A 15,427-nucleotide genomic window follows, 5' to 3' on the forward strand; every position below is an offset into this window, starting at 1 on the left:
TCTCCATGGTCGAGTTCACCGTCAATCCGCACCGGTTCGATCCGTACAAGAACTTCAAGTTCCTGGTGGTCTGGGACGGCCGGGTCGTCGCCGGGGTCAGCAAGATCAGCCCGCTCAAGCGCACCACCGAGGTGGTGAAGCACCGCAGCGGGGGCGATCCGAGCGCGCCGCGCAAGTCGCCGGGCCGCACCGACTTCGAGGCGGTCACCCTGGAGCGCGGGGTCACCCACGACCCGGAGTTCGACCGCTGGGCCAACAAGGTCTGGATGGTCGGCGCGGGCCGCGGGGCGGAGGTCTCGCTCCGGGACTTCCGCAAGGACCTGGTGATCCAGGTGCTCAACGAGGCCGGCCAGGTGGCCGTCGCCCACAAGCTGTACCGCGCCTGGCCCAGCGAGTACCAGGTGCTCGGCGAACTGGACGCCAACGCCAACGCGGTGGCGATCCAGAGCCTCAAGCTGGAAGTGGAGGGCTGGGAGCGGGACGAGGAGACGCCCGAACCGGAAGAGCCGTCGTTCCAGCAGCCGGCCTGAGCGGCCGGCCGATGGAAAGCGCCGGGCAGGCCGCCCTGTTGGCCACCTGGGAGGCCGGGCTGGCGGCCGGCCGCACCGGGCGGGCCCTGCTGCTGCACACCGTCGCCCGCCCGGGCGCCGGGACGGCGGAGCTGCTGTCCGTGCCGGTCGGCGAGCGGGACGCCGAACTGTTCGGCCTGCGCGCCGAGTTGTTCGGCGAACAGCTCGACGTGCGGGTCGGCTGCCCGGACTGCGCGGAGGAGATGGAATTCGCCTTCGCCGCCCGGGAGTTGATCGGCACCGCACGCCCGGAGCCCGGGCCGCTGCGGGTGGAGCTGGACGGCTGGCGGGTCGGCTTCCGGCTGCCCACCCCAGGGGACCTGGCCGCCGCCGAACAGGCCCCTGCGGGCCTGGCCAGGGACGTGCTGCTGGAGCGGTGCGTGCTGACCGCCGAGCACGACGGGGAGCCGGTGGCCGCCCGGCGGCTCCCCGAACCGGTCCAGCGGCGGATGGCCGAGGCCGCGGCCGCCGCCGACCCCTGCGCCGACGTCCGGCTGAACCTCAGCTGCCCCGAGTGCGGCCGGGCCGCCCACGCCGAGCTGGACATCGCCTCCTACCTCTGGGAGGAGCTGGACGACTGGGCCCGGGCCACCCTGCTCGACGTCCACCTGCTGGCCACCGCCTACGGCTGGAGCGAGACGGAGATCCTGGCGCTCAGCCCGCTGCGGCGCCGCTACTACCTGGAGCTGTGTGCAGATGGCTGACCACTTCGACCGCCTGGTGGCGAAGGGCGACCCGGACCGAGCCGGGTCCGGGGTGCGCGTGCGCCCGCGCCTGCCGGGGCCGTTCGAACGGATCGACGCGCTCGGACCGGCCCGGCCGGCCCCCGGCGACGAACCGGCCGTACCGGACCGGGCGGGCGGGCCGCCGGATCCCGCTCCGCTCCCCCGGCCCGCGGCGGCGCCGCGACCGGCGGCGGCCGAGGCGGCGCCCCCGTCGGCGGTCCGCGACGGCCGGCCCGCCGCCGCACCCGTCATCCCTCCGCTGCCGCGCACGCCCCTGCTGGTCGCGCCGCCGACCGTCCGCGCCGGCACGCCGGCCGTCGACCCGCTGGGGCGGGCGGCGGCCGCCCGCCCGGCAGCCGTACCGGCCGTCGCCGCGGCGCCCGTCACCGCACCGCCCCGGACCGCCGCGGCCGGGGCACCGCCCCTACCGGCACGGCCCGCCACCACTCCGGCGGCCGGACGGCGGGCCGCCGCGGCGACCGCCCCGGGGCACGCTCCCGGGGCCGGGGCCCGCGGCCGGCAGCGGCCGGTCGAACGGGTGGTCCGGGTCCAGATCGGACGGGTCGAGGTCAGGGCCGCCGAGCGCACCCCGGTCGGACCGCGCCGCACGGCCGCGGCCCGCCCGGCCCCGGCCCTCGACCTGGACGGGTACCTCAACCGGGAGCCGTCATGACCGGGCGGGTGGGCACGTGAGCGAGCGGAGCGAGCGAACCATCGAGAGGTGCGCGTGGGCGAATGCCCTCGCCGAGCGCAGCGAGGCGGGCGCATGAGCGAGCGGAGCGAGCGAACCATCGACAGGTGCGCGCGGGCGGACGCCCCCGCCGGCCCCGGCGAGGCGGTCGCATGAGCAACCACCTCGCGATCGCGACCGTGAGCGAGGCGCTGCGGCTGCTCATCAGCCGCTCGCTCTCGCCCGACATCCCGTTCGCCGTCGAGGTCGGCGCCCGCAAGCCGCCGACCGAGCCGCCGACCGACCCGGCCATCACCGTCTTCCTCTACCAGGTCACGCCCAACGCGGCGCTGCGCAACCGCGACGCGCCCACCCGCGCCGCGGACGGCACCGTGCTGGCCCGGCCGACCACCGCCCTCGACCTGCACTACCTGATCAGCTGCTACGGCGAGGAGTCCCAGCTGGTCGGCCAGCGGCTGCTCGGCTGCGTGATCCGGGCGCTGACCGAACAGCCCATGCTCTCCCGGCAGTTGATCGAGGAGGCGGCCGCCCAGCCGTACCTGGTCGGGGCGGACCTGGCCGCCTCGCCGCAACGGGTGCGCTTCACGCCGACGGTGATGGACGTCGACGAGATGTCCAAGCTGTGGAGCACACTGCTCCAGACGCCGTACGCGCTGTCCGTGCTCTACCAGGCCACCGCCGTCCTGGTGGAGGGCCGGGTCGATCCGGTGGCCGGCAAGCCGGTGCTGCGCCGCAGCGTGCACGCCCTGCCGTCCCGCGGGCCGGTCGTCGACCGGGTGCGCTCCCGGCCCGCCGGGTCCCGGGGCGCCCCCGAGGAAGGGCCGGTGACCAAGGACCGGGAGCTGGTGGTGGACGGCTCCGGGCTGCGGGCGGACCTGGTGGTGGCCCGGCTGGGCGAGCGGCGGGTGACGGTCGACCCGGCCGGCGTCCGGGACGACCGCCTGGTGGTCGCCGTACCGGCGGACCTGCCGCCCGGCGTGCACCGGGTGCAGGTGCTGCACGGACTGGCGCTGGACGGCCGCCCCGCCGCCGAGCACCTCGCCGTGGAGTCCAACGCCCAGACCTTCGCCCGGCAGCCGCGGATCGTCGCGCCGATCGGCACCGCGGACCGCCACGACGGACCGGCCGGCGTCTCGGCCCGGCTGGACGTCCGGCTGGACCTGCCGCTCCGGGACGACCAGCAGGTCCTGCTGCTGCTGGACGAGCTGCACCCGCCCGCCGGGCGGCCCGGGGCGAGCCACCAGTTCCGCGCACCCGCGCCGCCGCGGCCTCGCACCGACCCGTTCGAGGTGCGGGTGCCGGTCGTCGGCGTACGCCCGACGGCGTACCTGGCCCGGGTCCAGGTGGACGGCGTGCCGAGCGAGTTGACGGTGTCCGACGACGGGTCCTTCACCGGTCCCGTCGTGGACCTGACGCACTGACCGCAGGACGGGGGGAGAGGGATGAGCACGCGCCGGAGGCAGGGCCGCGAGGGCCCGGCGGACGAGCCGCACCGGCGGTCGCTGTCGGCCGCGGTCGCCGCCGTGCTCGAACGGGTCGACGCGCACGCGGCCGGGCGCACCGACCCGCCGCCGTCGGGCGGGGCCGCGCCGTCGGGCGGGCCGGAGTCGTCGGGCGGGGCCGCGCCGTCCGGTGAGCCGGGGTCGTCCGGTGGGGCCGCGCCCTCGGGTGGGCCCGCGCCGTCCGCTTCCGCCGGCCGCCGGGGCGGGCGCCGGCAGCCCGCCACCGCCCTGGACGCGCTCACCGCCTCCTTCGGGCTCACCCCGTTCGAGCGCGACGTCCTCGTCCTGGCCGCCGCCCCCGCCATCGACCCCACCGCAGCCGCCCGGTGCGCCGCCGCGGGCGGCGACCCCGCGCGCGCGTACCCGACCTTCTCGCTCGCCCTCGCCGCCCTGGACCAGCCGCACTGGAGCGCGCTCACCCCGGTGGGCCCGCTGCGCCGCTTCCGGCTGGTCGAGCTGGACGACGAGACCGCGCTCACCGCCTCCCGGCTGCGGATCGACGAACGGGTGCTGCACTACCTGGTCGGCGTGCCGTACCTGGACGTACGGCTGCACGGCCTGCTCACCCGGCTCGGGCCGCCCGGCGAGCTGCCCGACCCGCACGAGCGGTGCGCGGCCGAGCTGGCCCGTGGCTGGACCGCTGCCGGGCTGACCGGCCCGCCGCACACCGAGCTGACCGGCGCCGACCGCCGCACCCGCTGGGAGATCGCCGCCGCGGCGGCCCACCGCTCCGGGCTGGGCCTCTACGCCGCGCACCGCGAGGACCTGCCCACCGAACCCGCCGAACGCGAGCAACTCGCCCGGCTCTGGCAGCGGGAGGCGATCCTGATCCCCGCCGCGCTGCTGGTGGAGGGCGGGGAGCCGGGCCGGGAGCGCCCGCAGGCCCCGAACGGCACCGAGGCCTTCCTCGCGAGCCTGGCGGTGCCGCTGGTCGTGTCCGGCGACGAGCTCCCGCCGGCCGGGGCCTCCGACCGCGCCCGGCTGACCGTGCCCCCGCTCGGCCCCGAGGAGCAGCTGGCGATCTGGGCCACCGAGCTGGACGGCGCGCCGGGCGTCACCGACGGCGGACTCCGCGCGCTGGCCGCGCAGTTCTCGCTGCCCGGCCACGTCATCCGGGCCGCCGCGGCGACCGCCCGGCGGGCGGCCGAGGACGGCCGGGACATCAGCCCGCTGGCGTGGCAGGCCGGGCTGGTGGAGGCCCGGATGTCCCTGGACGAGCTGGGCCGGCGGGTCGAGCCGCGCGCCGACTGGGACGACCTGGTGCTGGAGGAGCGCCAGCGGGCGACGCTGCGCGAGATCGTCGCCCACGTCCGCCGGCGCGGCACGGTCTACCAGGAGTGGGGATTCGAGTCGGTGCTGCGCCGCGGGCTCGGCGTCACCGCGCTGTTCGCCGGCGGATCGGGCACCGGGAAGACGCTGGCGGCCGAGGTCGTCGCCGGGCAGCTCGGCGTGGACCTGTTCGTCATCGACCTCTCCCAGGTCGTCAGCAAGTACATCGGCGAGACCGAGAAGAACCTCCGCCGGGTCTTCGACGCGGCCGAACGCGGCGGTGCGCTGCTGCTGTTCGACGAGGCCGACGCGCTGTTCGGCAAGCGCAGTGAGATCAAGGACAGCCACGACCGCTACGCCAACCTGGAGGTCAGCTACCTGTTGATGCGGATGGAGGCCTACCGGGGCCTGGCCGTGCTCACCACCAACATGAAGAAGGCCCTGGACCCGGCGTTCATGCGGCGGATCAGGTTCGTGGTCGACTTCCCGTTCCCCGGGGTGCCGGAGCGCGCCGAGATCTGGCGGCGGGTCATCCCCGAACGGACTCCCAGCGAGGGCCTCGACCCGGAGCGGCTCGCCCAGCTCACCGTGGCCGGCGGCTCCATCCGCAACATCGCGCTGTCCGCCGCCTTCCAGGCCGCCGACGAGGGCTGCCCGATGCAGATGCGGCACCTGCTGGCGGCCGCGCGCACCGAGTACCTGAAGCTGGAGCGCTCGCTGACGCCCTCGGAGGTCGGCGGATGGATCTGACCGTGGGGCCCGGGACGGGGCCCGGGGGTGCCGGACAGGCGGGTACCGGGCGTGGGAGCGCCGGACGGCAGGACCTCGCGCACGGGAGGGCCGGGCGGATCGAGGTGGAGATCGGCGAGCTGGTCCTCGACGGCTTCGCGCGCATCGACCACGACCGGCTGACGGCGGCGTTCCGGAGCGAACTGACCCGCCTGGTCGAGGTGCGCGGCGTGCCGCTCGCGGCCGGCGGCGACCGCGTCCTGGACCTGCTCTCCGGGCTGCCGCCGCTGCCGGCGGGCACCTCGCCGCAGCGGCTCGGCGAGGCCCTCGCCCGCGCCGTGCACGCCGGGCTGTCCGGCGGTGGCCGACGGCCGGAGCGGGGGCGGACATGACGCGGGTCACCACCGCTGCGAAGGATTCCGCGCCGGACGGCAAGCAGGGCGCGGCCCGGCGCAGGACGCGGACGCCGAAGGCCCGTACGCCCGAACCGAAGGAGATCGTCTCCGGCGCCGGCCAGCCGCTCGACCCGGGCGTGCGCCGGGAGCTGGAGGCCCGGCTCGGCCACGACCTCAGCCGGGTCCGGGTGCACACCGACCGGGACTCCGCCGCACTCACCGAGCTGATCGGCGCGGACGCCGTCGCCGTCGGCCCGGACCTCTTCTTCGGCGAGGGCAAGTACCGCCCGGCCGCCGAGGACGGCCGTCGGCTGCTCACCCACGAGCTGCTGCACACCGTCCAGGCCCCGAACCCGCTCGGCGCGCTGCGGGCCGGCCGCGACCTGGGCGCGGTCAGCCTGCCGCAGGACGCCGTCGAACGGGAGGCGGAGCTCGGCGCGCGCGACGGCGGGCCGGCGGCGGCGACACCGGGCGCCACGCCGGGCTGGCTCCGCTACGCGACCGTGGACGCCGACCGGTTCCGCACCGAGCGGCTCGACCCGGCCACGCTGGTCGACCGGCTGGCGGCCGGAATCCTGCGCTCGCTGCGCGGCGACCCGACCGACTCCTCCGGCCGGGTCCGTCTGCAACTCGCCCGTTTCGCCCCCGAGTTGCAGGCCTCCGTGCTCGATCGGCTGGCACTCCGGATGCCATCCTCGGACTACACCCGGGTGCTGGAGCTGGTCGAGGCCGCCGAGCACCGCCTCTCCGAGGTGGACGGCGCGCTGACGCCCGAGCCGGTCACCGGAGCCGCCGAGCGGACGGACCAGGAGCGCGAGGAGAGCGACGACCCGGAGCAGCGGCAGGACCGGCAGCCGGAGCAGGGCGCGGAACAGGGCGCGGAGCAGGAGCCGGAACAGGAGGCGGAGCGGCCGGACGGCCGGAAGCGGCGACGCAAGCACCGCAAGGGCGAGGACGAGCGGGCGGGCACCGGGGAGCGGCCGGAGGAGCAGGCGCCGGCCGCGGAGGGCGAGGCCGACCAGGCTCCGCAGGGCGCCGCGCAGTCGGCGGGGCAGCCCGCCACCGGCCCGGCCGAGCCCACGGCCGGGCCGGAGGCGGCCGTACCGGAGGCAGCCGCGGCGGAGGCGCCTGCCGCGGTGGAGGAGGCCGTCCCCGTCACCGGCGCGCCCGAAGCCGGGCAGCCGGACGCCGCCGCCCAGCCGTCGGCCGGTACGAAGCCGCAGGAGCCGGACGCCGCACCACCGCCACAGCCCGCGCCGGTCGAACCCGATCGCCTGGACGCGGTCGCGCAGGCCCCGGACAGCCCGCTCACCCGGCACGGCCTGCTGGAGGACGACCACCGGCAGGGCGAAACCCCGGACCAGGAAAGGCCGTTGGGTCTGGAGTCCGGCGCCGAGGCCGAGGTCCAGGACACCCCCGGCGCGGACCAGGAGCGGCCGCCGCAGCCGTCCGCCGCCGATCAGGAGCTGGCGCCCGGGGACTTCCTGCCCGCCGCTGACCTCGACGTGTCCGCCGTCCCGACCGTCGACCGGATGCCGCCCTCGGCGGACGGCGCACCCGCCGCGAACGCCGAGGCGCCGGCGTTCCCCGAGCCGCCCGCGACCAAAGCCGAGCAGGTCCAGGAGGAGCGGGAGAGCCGGCCGGAGGCCGACGAGGAGCCGGCCGCGCCGCCGCAGCCGGCCCGGCCCGAGGCTCCCCCGGCTCCTGCCGCGGACGCCGCTGAGGCCGCTGAGGCCGAGGACCGCAGCAGCCGCGACCTCCAGCCGGAGCGCCCGGTCGAGCAGGAGGTCGGCCCCGACCCGGCCCACGGCCAGGCCCGGGGCGCGGAGCCCGCAGAACCCGCGGCAGCCGCCGAACCCGTCGCTCCGTCCCCGCAGCCCGAGCAGCCCGAGCAGCCGGAACAGCGGGACCAGGAAGCACCCGCCGTGCCGGCCCGGGCGACCGAGCCCGCGGCCGGACCCGAGCCGGACGTCCCCGGGCCCACCGCCGCCCGCACCGGGGCCGGCCCGGTCGGCGGCGAGGGCCCGGGCGGCCCGGCCGACGTCCCGGACAGCCCGCTCGGGGCCGAGCCCGACGCGGCGCCGTCCGGCGCCGCCGCCCCCGGTCCGGCGGCCGAGCAGGCCGACGCGCCCGCCGGGCTCACCGCCCAGCCCGCCCCGGACGCCTCCCTGGAGGCCGGCGGCGGCGCCTGCGCGGGCCCGCAGCAGCCCACCACCGAGGCGGAGCCGGACGGAGCGGGCGGTGGAGGCTGCGCCGCGGGCGGCGGCGGTGGCGCGGCCGGCGCCCCCGCCGAGCGGCAGGAGCAGCCGGCCCCGCCCGACGTCTCCGGCCAGGACCCGCAGAGCGCGCTCGCCACCGCCGCGAGCCTGCCGCCCGATCAGATGGCCGCGACCCTGGACGGCGTGGACGGTTCGGTGGACCGTACGGTCGGTGAGCAGCACGCCCGGTTGCAGGCCGCCCCGCCGACCACCCGGCGCCCGTCCGGCGCACCGCGGACCCGGTCCGGCCCGCCCGAGGCCGCGCCGCCCGCCGAGGCGGTGACGGAGCGGCTGGAGCGGGTCGGTCCGCAGGGCGCGGACGGTGAGCAGCGGAAGGCCGAGGAGAAGAAGGTCGAGGGCGGCAACCCCGGTGACCGGGTCGCCCCGCCGCACGTCGCCGACGACCCGGGCAACCAGGTGTCGGCGCAGGAGGTGCAGCAGGCCCAGGTCGCGGTCGACGGCGTGCCCTCGACCGACCCGGCGCTGAACACCACCGTCGGCCCGGCGCCCAAGGTCGAGCTGACCGGGGAGAGCGACCCGGCACGCACCGACCGGCAGGCGGCGAAGCTCAAGGAGAGCTCCGGCCGGATCCTCGGCGTCGGCCGGGAGGACACCGCCAAGCCGATGGGCGAGGACCGGATCTACCCGGACGTGCCGAAGGAGACGCTCACCGCCTCCGTCCCGGGCGGCGGCCGCCGCAAGGGCGGGGGCGCCCGCGGCGCGGTCTCCGCCGAACAGGGCATCGGCATCGTCACCCGGCAGGAGCGCGGGCCGCAGATCCAGGCGGCGGTCGGCCAGGGGCAGAGCCGGCTGGGTTCCGAGCAGGCCGAGCAGAAGCAGGGCGAGGCCGAGGCGCGGCGGCAGAACCAGGCCGAGGTCGACCAGGCGGTCGCCGACAACGCCGAGGCCCAGGCCGGTGAGCGGGGCGACGCGGCGGAGAAGATCAGGGCCGAACGCGAGCAGTGGCGCACTGAGCAGGACGAGAGGATCTCCACCGCGGACCAGGACGCCGGCGCGGAGCACGAGGACAAGACCGGCCGGATCGGCAGGAAGCGCGCCGAGGCCGACAAGGACGTCCAGGACCGCCGGCAGCAGGACAACCAGAAGATCCAGGACAAGCGCAGGGAGGCCGAGGAGAAGGCTCAGAAGGAGAAGGACCGCAAGAAGGAGGAGTCCGAGGGCTGGTGGGGCTGGGTCAAGTCCAAGGTGAAGGCGGCCTTCGACGCGCTGGTCGAGGCGGTCACCAAGGTCTTCGACTTCTTCCGCGGACTGATCAACGACATCATCGACGGCTTCCGGAAGTTCGCGAACTGGGCGATCGACCAGGCCCGGAAGTTCGCCGTCGAGCTGATCGACAAGCTCGCCGACGCGCTGATCAGGATCTGCGACGTGCTGCTGGCGGCCTTCCCCGAGCTGCGGGACAAGTTCCGCCAGAAGATCGAGGAGTGGCGCGACAAGGCGATCGCCAAGGTCAACGAGTGGGCGGACAAGCTCAAGAACGCCGTCAACAAGCTGTTGGACGCGCTGGCGGCCGGGCTGAACGCGCTGTTGGACGCCCTGGAGGCGGGGCTGAAGGCCGCGATCGAGGCGGTCCGCAAGGCGGTCATGGACGCGATCGACTTCGTGCGGAAGGCGATCGCGGTGTTCGGGGAGTTCGCGGCCCTGATCGGCGACATCGCCCCCGACCCGGGCGGGTGGCTGAAGAAGCTCGGCACCGCCGCGGTCGACGGCATCCAGCACTACCTGTGGGGCGCGATCAAGAGCGCGGTGCGGACCTGGTTCAACGAGAAGGTGGAGTCGGTCGTCGGGCTGACCTCCACCATCGTCAACGTCCTGGTCAAGGGCTGCATATCGATGGCGCAGATCGGGCGGATGGCGTGGCAGGCGATCGTCGCCGCGTTGCCCGGGATGATCGTCTCGATCGTGGTCGAGAAGCTGGTGTCGCTGATCGTGCCGGCCGCGGGCGCGATCATGGCGATCATCCAGGGCCTGGTCGCGGCGTGGAACACCATCAGCAAGATCGTCGCTGCGATCGGGAAGTTCGTCACCTTCCTCAAGGCGGTCAAGTCCGGCTCGGCGGCCTGCCTGTTCGCCGACGCGGTCGCGGCGGGCGTGGTCGCGCTGCTGGACTTCATCTCCAACTTCCTGCTCGGCAAGCTCAAGGGAGCGGGGAAGGCGGTCGGGACGAAGCTCAAGGGGATCGCGCAGAAGATCCTCAAGGGCCTGGCCCGGGCCGGCCGGGGCGCCCGCAAGGCCGCCGGACGGGCGGTCAACAAGGCCCGGGCCAGCCTGCGCCGGGCCACCCAGTCGCTGAAGCGGCGGCCCCCGGTGGGGCGGCGGCCGGCCCGCCCCGTACGGAGCGGCCCCGCCCGCCACACCGCCCGCCCCGCCGAGCGCCCGGGCCGCCCCCGCCCGAAGCCCACCACCACCCCCCGCCGCCCCACCTCCCCCGTCGGCCGCGCCCTCAACGCCTCCCGCCAGACCGTCAAAGCCGCCCTCAACCGGGTGCGGACCGCCGCCCGCGCCCTCGGCCGCAAACTCCGCAACAGCAAACTGGGCCGCGCCCTCACCAACGGCGCCCACCGCATCCGCGACGCCTACCGCAAACAGCGCGACCGCCTGCGGGCGTGGCACCAGAAGCGCCAGCAGCAGCGCGCGCAGCGCCGAGCCCACGAGAACTCGCCGGAGGCGAAGAAGAACCGCCTCGACCTGATCGTGGCTCGCATCCGCCCGAAGGTCGAGCGCCTGCTCGGCCGGGGCATCGGTCGCCTGACCCTCCGTGGGGTTCTCGGCGCCATGCGGGCGTGGTACCGGCTGACCCGTCTGAGCACCCGCGAGGACGGACCGCTGACCGCGATCACCGCCGAACTGAATCCGGAGAAGGACGTCCGGGACCACATTCCCGCGGCCGAGGACCTGGTGCGCAAGAACGAACCCGCACTGATGCGCATCCTGGAACAGCTCGGTGAGAAGCTGATCGACGCACCGGACGTCGTCGCCCGTGCCGACGTGCTCAACGAGGAGCAGCGCGCCTACCAGGAGCGCCGCAGCGCGTCGAAGAAGCCCAGCCAGGAGACCCGGCCGGCCCGCGCCGGCCTGGTCGAGGCACGTGCCATCCGCGGGGGGAACAGGCCTCCGGGACACGAGCGCATCATCATGGCGTCCGGTGGTGGCGTGGAGATCGGTGTCAGCGAGCAGCAGCAAGCCATCAGGAGCGGCGACCGGGCCGGTGAAACTCCGCCAGGACTGATCAAGGTGCTCAGCGGTCTGGGGTCGGGGCACTACGTCAAGGCCGGGCCGGCGTCGAAGGCCGCGGCGGCCGACAAGTTGGCCGAGATCGAGGACATGATCGCCCACAGCCTCGGTAAGGAGGGCGTCAGCGCGGCCGACCGATCGGCCCAAGCCCGTCAGCGGATGCAGCGGGCCTTCTTCGACCTCGTGCAGCAGCGGATCCCGCAGGACGAGTTCTTCCGTAGCAATCCGAAGGCCGCCGAAACCATGGCGGCGGCGGCCAGGCTCATGCCGACCGTCGAGGGGGCTCGCTATCCGGCGGCTGCCATGACCAACATCGCGGCCTGGCAACTCGCGAACTTCCCCGGGGCGACCTGGCAGGACGTCGTGTCGAACACCAACACCATGGCGCCACGCAACGCCGTGGCCGGCTCGCAGTACCTTCTGAACCCACAGGGCATCGCCGCCGAGCACACGAACTCCCGGACCGGGGACCTCACCAAGAAGGGCGCTCAGCTCGAAACGGCCGTGGCGGGGATGACGACGCGGTCCAAGCTTCTGATAATCCGCGCTTTCGCCAGAGCGAAGGCCGATGAACTGGTGCTCAGCGATGAACAGCTGGTCCAGCAATTCCCCTTGTGGGCGATGCACAACGCCGCGAGGTTCCTCGCACCCAACGGCCGGATAGCGTCGGACGAAAAGTTGCACCCCGGATGGCGAAAGTCGCCCGGCGGCCTGTGGATACCCTCATGACGTCTCATCCCCGTAATCCGACGAAGGAGTTCCGTTGACCCTGTTCGTGCGGCTTGTGCCCAAGGAAGTACCCGGTCGTGCCGATGTCGACAGGCTTGCGGAGGAAGCCGGTTGGGAACTCCACTCGACGAGTGAGAGCAGCGGTGGCTCCCCGTTCCAGAAGATCTGGCTGACCCCGGACCGCGGTGCGGCCGTCTACTGGATCGAGGACGATCTCCTTCAGGTCCACTACTTCCTGATCGCGGGCCCGGACCGGGAACCGACCGTCGAATTCGTCCGCGGGCGAATCGGCGTGCACGACAACGGGACCATGACGGAGCTGTTCGACAGCACCCGGGACGGCATCGCCCTCATGCACGCCCTGCGGATGCTTTCCGTCCATTGCTACGGCCCGTTCGACCCGGACATGTTCGCGCTGTTCCGTTGGGCGATGAACGATCCCGAGCCGCTCGTCCGCCGGATCGCCGTCTTCACCGCCGGCCGGGTCGACTGGGAGGAACTCCATCCCTTGTTCGTGTTCCTCCAGGAACACGACCCGGAGGAGAAGGTCCGCGACCAGGCCGGCGCCGCCATCGCGGAGCGGAACCGCCGGGCCTCCAAGGAGAAGGAGTCCGACGGGGAACGAGGGGACGCGTGACCGGCTACCTGGACGCCCCGCGGCCCATCAGGTCCGGGCTGGTCATCGTCGATCCGTTGCGGGGGACGCCGCAGCGGATCGTCGTGCTGCAGTTCAATCCGGACAGTCTGGAGCGCTCGTTGGCCCCCCAGGTCGCCGGGGCGGACGGGAGCGGGGACCGGACGGAGGCGTTGCGGTTGAAGGGGCCCGCGGTCGAGACCTGGAAGTTCACCGCCGAGCTGGATGCCACCGACCAGCTGGAGGTTCCCGCTCCCAACGGGATCCATCCGCAGTTGGCCACGCTGGAGTTGCTGGTGCAGCCGGCCAGCGCCCAGCTCAGGAGCAACCAGGCGCTGGCCGCGCTGGGCACCCTGGAGGTCACCCCGATCGAGGCGCCGCTGACCCTGTTCACCTGGGGCGGCAAGCGGATCCTGCCGGTGCGGCTGACCGAACTGACCATCACCGAGGAGGCGTTCGACATCGAGCTGAATCCGATCAGGGCCACCGTCTCCATCGGCCTGCGCGTGCTGACCGTCAGTGATCTGCCGACCGGGCACCGCGGGGCCGAGCTGTACCTGGCGCACCTGGCGCAGAAGGAGCGGCTGGTCGGCGGCGCGGCGGACGGGCGGTTGAGTGCTCTCGGCCTGGACGGGGGGCTCCGATGACCATCAACGACGCGCTGCCCGCGCCCTCGCCGTACCCGCTGACCAGCCGGTACCACGGCGTGCCGGTCGCGTTGCACACGATGCCGGACGGACGCCAGGTCCCCTATCTCCGGCGGCGGTTGCTGCCGAGCACGGACGGGCTGACGCCGCTCGCGGAGCACACCGTCAGCACCGGCGACCGCCTCGATCTGCTCGCCTACCGCTACCTCGGCAGCGCCGACCCGTGGTGGCGGATCGCCGACGCCAACCCGGTGGTCGATCCGCGGGAGCTGACCGCGACGCCGGGCCGGCGGATCACCGTCGCGCTGCCGGGCGCCGTGCCGGGGGTGGGCGGTGGCTGACGCCTCGGCCGTCGGGTCGATCCACCTGAGCCTGCTGATGGGCCCGCAGATCCCGGTGCCGGTGCCGCAGCCGGTGACCGACGCCCTGTTGTCCGCGCAGGTCACGGTGGCGTCCGGGCAGCGCAGCGGGTTCCAGCTGGCCTTCGACCTGTCGAAGCACGGTCTGGTCAACACCGCGCTGCTGCCGGGCGGCTTCTTCGACCCGAAGATCAGGGTCGTCCTGATGGTGGTCGTCACGGGCACCCCGACCGTGCTGATGGACGGGGTGATCATCCGCCAGGAGGTCGGCATCAGCAACCAGCCCGGCCAGTCCACGCTCACCGTCACCGGCGAGGACCTGACGGTGCTGATGGACCTGGAGGAGCAGGCCGGGGTGCCGTTCCCGGCGATGTCCCCGGCGGCCCGGGTCGCCGCGATCATCGGCAAGTACGGGCAGTACGGCATGGTGCCGCTGGTCGTCCCCGAGCTGGTGCCGCAGACGCCGATGCCCACCCGGCGGATCGACTTCCAGAAGGGCACCGACCTCGGGTACGTCAACGAGCTGGCGAAGGCCAACGGTTACGTGTTCTACCTCGACCCGGGCCCGGTCCCCGGGATGAGCCGCGCCTACTGGGGGCCGGAGGTCCGGCTCGGGGTCCCGCAGCACGCGCTGAACGTCAACATGGACGCGCTGTCCAACGTCGACCAGCTGACCTTCGCCTTCGACGGGACGGCCCGCGAGGAGCCGGAGGCCCGCATCCAGTTCCCGGCGACCAAGGTGTCCGCCGTCCTGCCGGTGCCGGAGGTCAGCATCCTGCGCCCGCCGCTGGCGCTGCGGCCCGCGCCGGCGCTGAAGAAGAAGGTCATCGCCGACACCGCCAAGAAGGACACCTCCCAGGCCGTCGCGGAGACCATCGCCAAGGCGATGGTGTCGGCGGACGCCGTCACGGGCTCCGGCCAGCTCGACGTCGTCCGGTACGGCCACGTGCTGCGGCCGCGCGAGCTGGTCGGCGTCCGCGGCGCCGGGATCACCTACGACGGCCTGTACTTCGTCAAGAGCGTCACCCACAACCTCAAGCGCGGCGCGTACAGCCAGAACTTCACGCTGGCCCGCGAGGGCCTGATCGCCCTCCAGCCGGCCGTCGTGCCGTAACACCGCCCCGACCGACCCGCAGCAGGAGTTGCCAGCATGGCCGAACCGACCCGCTACCTCGGCAAGTTCCGGGGAACGGTGGTGAACAACGTCGACCCGCTCGGGATCGGCCGCATCCAGGCCCAGGTGCCCGACGTCCTGGGCGAGGTCACCTCGACCTGGGCGATGCCGTGCTTCCCGGTGGCCGGCCCGGGCATGGGGCACTACGCGGTCCCGCCGGTCGGGGCCGGCGTGTGGGTGGAGTTCGAGCAGGGCGACCAGAGCTACCCGATCTGGACGGGCTGCTGGTACGGCTCCGCCTCGGAGGTCCCGGCCGAGGCGACGACCGGCCCGCCGGGGTTCCCGAACGCGGTGCTGGAGACCTCCGGCCGGCGGGTGATCGTGCTGTCCGACGACCCGACGACGGGGATCACCCTGCGCACCCCGAGCGGCGCCTCGATCGTGATCAACGACTCGGGCATCCAGATCAGCAACGGCCAGGGCGCCTCGATCTCGCTCGTCGGCGCCACCGTTTCCATCAACCAGGACGCCCTGAGCGTGACCTGACGGGG

General features: G+C 74.5%; 12 protein-coding genes. All 12 read left to right on the plus strand.

Going from position 1 to position 15,427, the window contains the following annotated elements; all coding sequences use genetic code 11:
• The first annotated feature begins 5 nt into the window (after window positions 1–5).
• The 12 genes from ACZ5GH_RS03325 to ACZ5GH_RS03380 all read left to right on the plus strand — a co-directional run bounded on the left by ACZ5GH_RS03325 (window position 6) and on the right by ACZ5GH_RS03380 (window position 15,422).
• On the plus strand, window positions 6–530 hold the full coding sequence (locus ACZ5GH_RS03325) for a phage tail protein (protein WP_387732895.1): 525 nt from the start codon (window positions 6–8) through the stop codon (window positions 528–530).
• An 11-nt stretch (window positions 531–541) separates the two neighbouring features.
• The gene (locus tag ACZ5GH_RS03330) at window positions 542–1,273 is read left to right on the plus strand and encodes a T4 family baseplate hub assembly chaperone (protein ID WP_464333370.1); all 732 of its coding nucleotides are present in this window, start codon (window positions 542–544) and stop codon (window positions 1,271–1,273) included.
• Window positions 1,266–1,967, plus strand: coding sequence for a hypothetical protein (locus ACZ5GH_RS03335; RefSeq protein WP_387747506.1), 702 nt, complete (start codon window positions 1,266–1,268; stop codon window positions 1,965–1,967). Before ACZ5GH_RS03330 ends, ACZ5GH_RS03335 begins: the two co-directional genes overlap by 8 nt.
• Window positions 1,968–2,137: 170 nt before the next feature.
• Window positions 2,138–3,406: a Pvc16 family protein gene (locus tag ACZ5GH_RS03340; RefSeq protein ID WP_464333371.1), complete on the plus strand. Its 1,269-nt coding sequence runs from the start codon at window positions 2,138–2,140 to the stop codon at window positions 3,404–3,406.
• A 21-nt stretch (window positions 3,407–3,427) separates the two neighbouring features.
• Window positions 3,428–5,506, plus strand: coding sequence for an ATP-binding protein (locus ACZ5GH_RS03345; RefSeq protein WP_464333372.1), 2,079 nt, complete (start codon window positions 3,428–3,430; stop codon window positions 5,504–5,506).
• The gene (locus tag ACZ5GH_RS03350) at window positions 5,497–5,877 is read left to right on the plus strand and encodes a hypothetical protein (RefSeq protein ID WP_464333373.1); all 381 of its coding nucleotides are present in this window, start codon (window positions 5,497–5,499) and stop codon (window positions 5,875–5,877) included. Before ACZ5GH_RS03345 ends, ACZ5GH_RS03350 begins: the two co-directional genes overlap by 10 nt.
• Window positions 5,874–12,122, plus strand: coding sequence for an eCIS core domain-containing protein (locus ACZ5GH_RS03355; RefSeq protein ID WP_464333374.1), 6,249 nt, complete (start codon window positions 5,874–5,876; stop codon window positions 12,120–12,122). Before ACZ5GH_RS03350 ends, ACZ5GH_RS03355 begins: the two co-directional genes overlap by 4 nt.
• A gap of 34 nt (window positions 12,123–12,156) precedes the next feature.
• On the plus strand, window positions 12,157–12,759 hold the full coding sequence (locus ACZ5GH_RS03360; protein ID WP_464333375.1) for a hypothetical protein: 603 nt from the start codon (window positions 12,157–12,159) through the stop codon (window positions 12,757–12,759).
• On the plus strand, window positions 12,756–13,403 hold the full coding sequence (locus ACZ5GH_RS03365) for a CIS tube protein (protein ID WP_464333376.1): 648 nt from the start codon (window positions 12,756–12,758) through the stop codon (window positions 13,401–13,403). The genes ACZ5GH_RS03360 and ACZ5GH_RS03365 overlap by 4 nt, the downstream gene beginning before the upstream one ends.
• The gene (locus ACZ5GH_RS03370; RefSeq protein WP_464333377.1) at window positions 13,400–13,744 is read left to right on the plus strand and encodes a hypothetical protein; all 345 of its coding nucleotides are present in this window, start codon (window positions 13,400–13,402) and stop codon (window positions 13,742–13,744) included. The genes ACZ5GH_RS03365 and ACZ5GH_RS03370 overlap by 4 nt, the downstream gene beginning before the upstream one ends.
• Complete coding sequence (locus tag ACZ5GH_RS03375; protein ID WP_464333378.1) at window positions 13,737–14,876, plus strand: hypothetical protein; 1,140 nt, start codon at window positions 13,737–13,739, stop codon at window positions 14,874–14,876. The genes ACZ5GH_RS03370 and ACZ5GH_RS03375 overlap by 8 nt, the downstream gene beginning before the upstream one ends.
• A gap of 36 nt (window positions 14,877–14,912) precedes the next feature.
• Window positions 14,913–15,422, plus strand: coding sequence for a phage baseplate assembly protein V (locus tag ACZ5GH_RS03380; protein ID WP_464333379.1), 510 nt, complete (start codon window positions 14,913–14,915; stop codon window positions 15,420–15,422).
• Window positions 15,423–15,427: the final 5 nt, after the last annotated feature.

The sequence above is a fragment of the Kitasatospora sp. Xyl93 genome, from assembly GCF_055383135.1.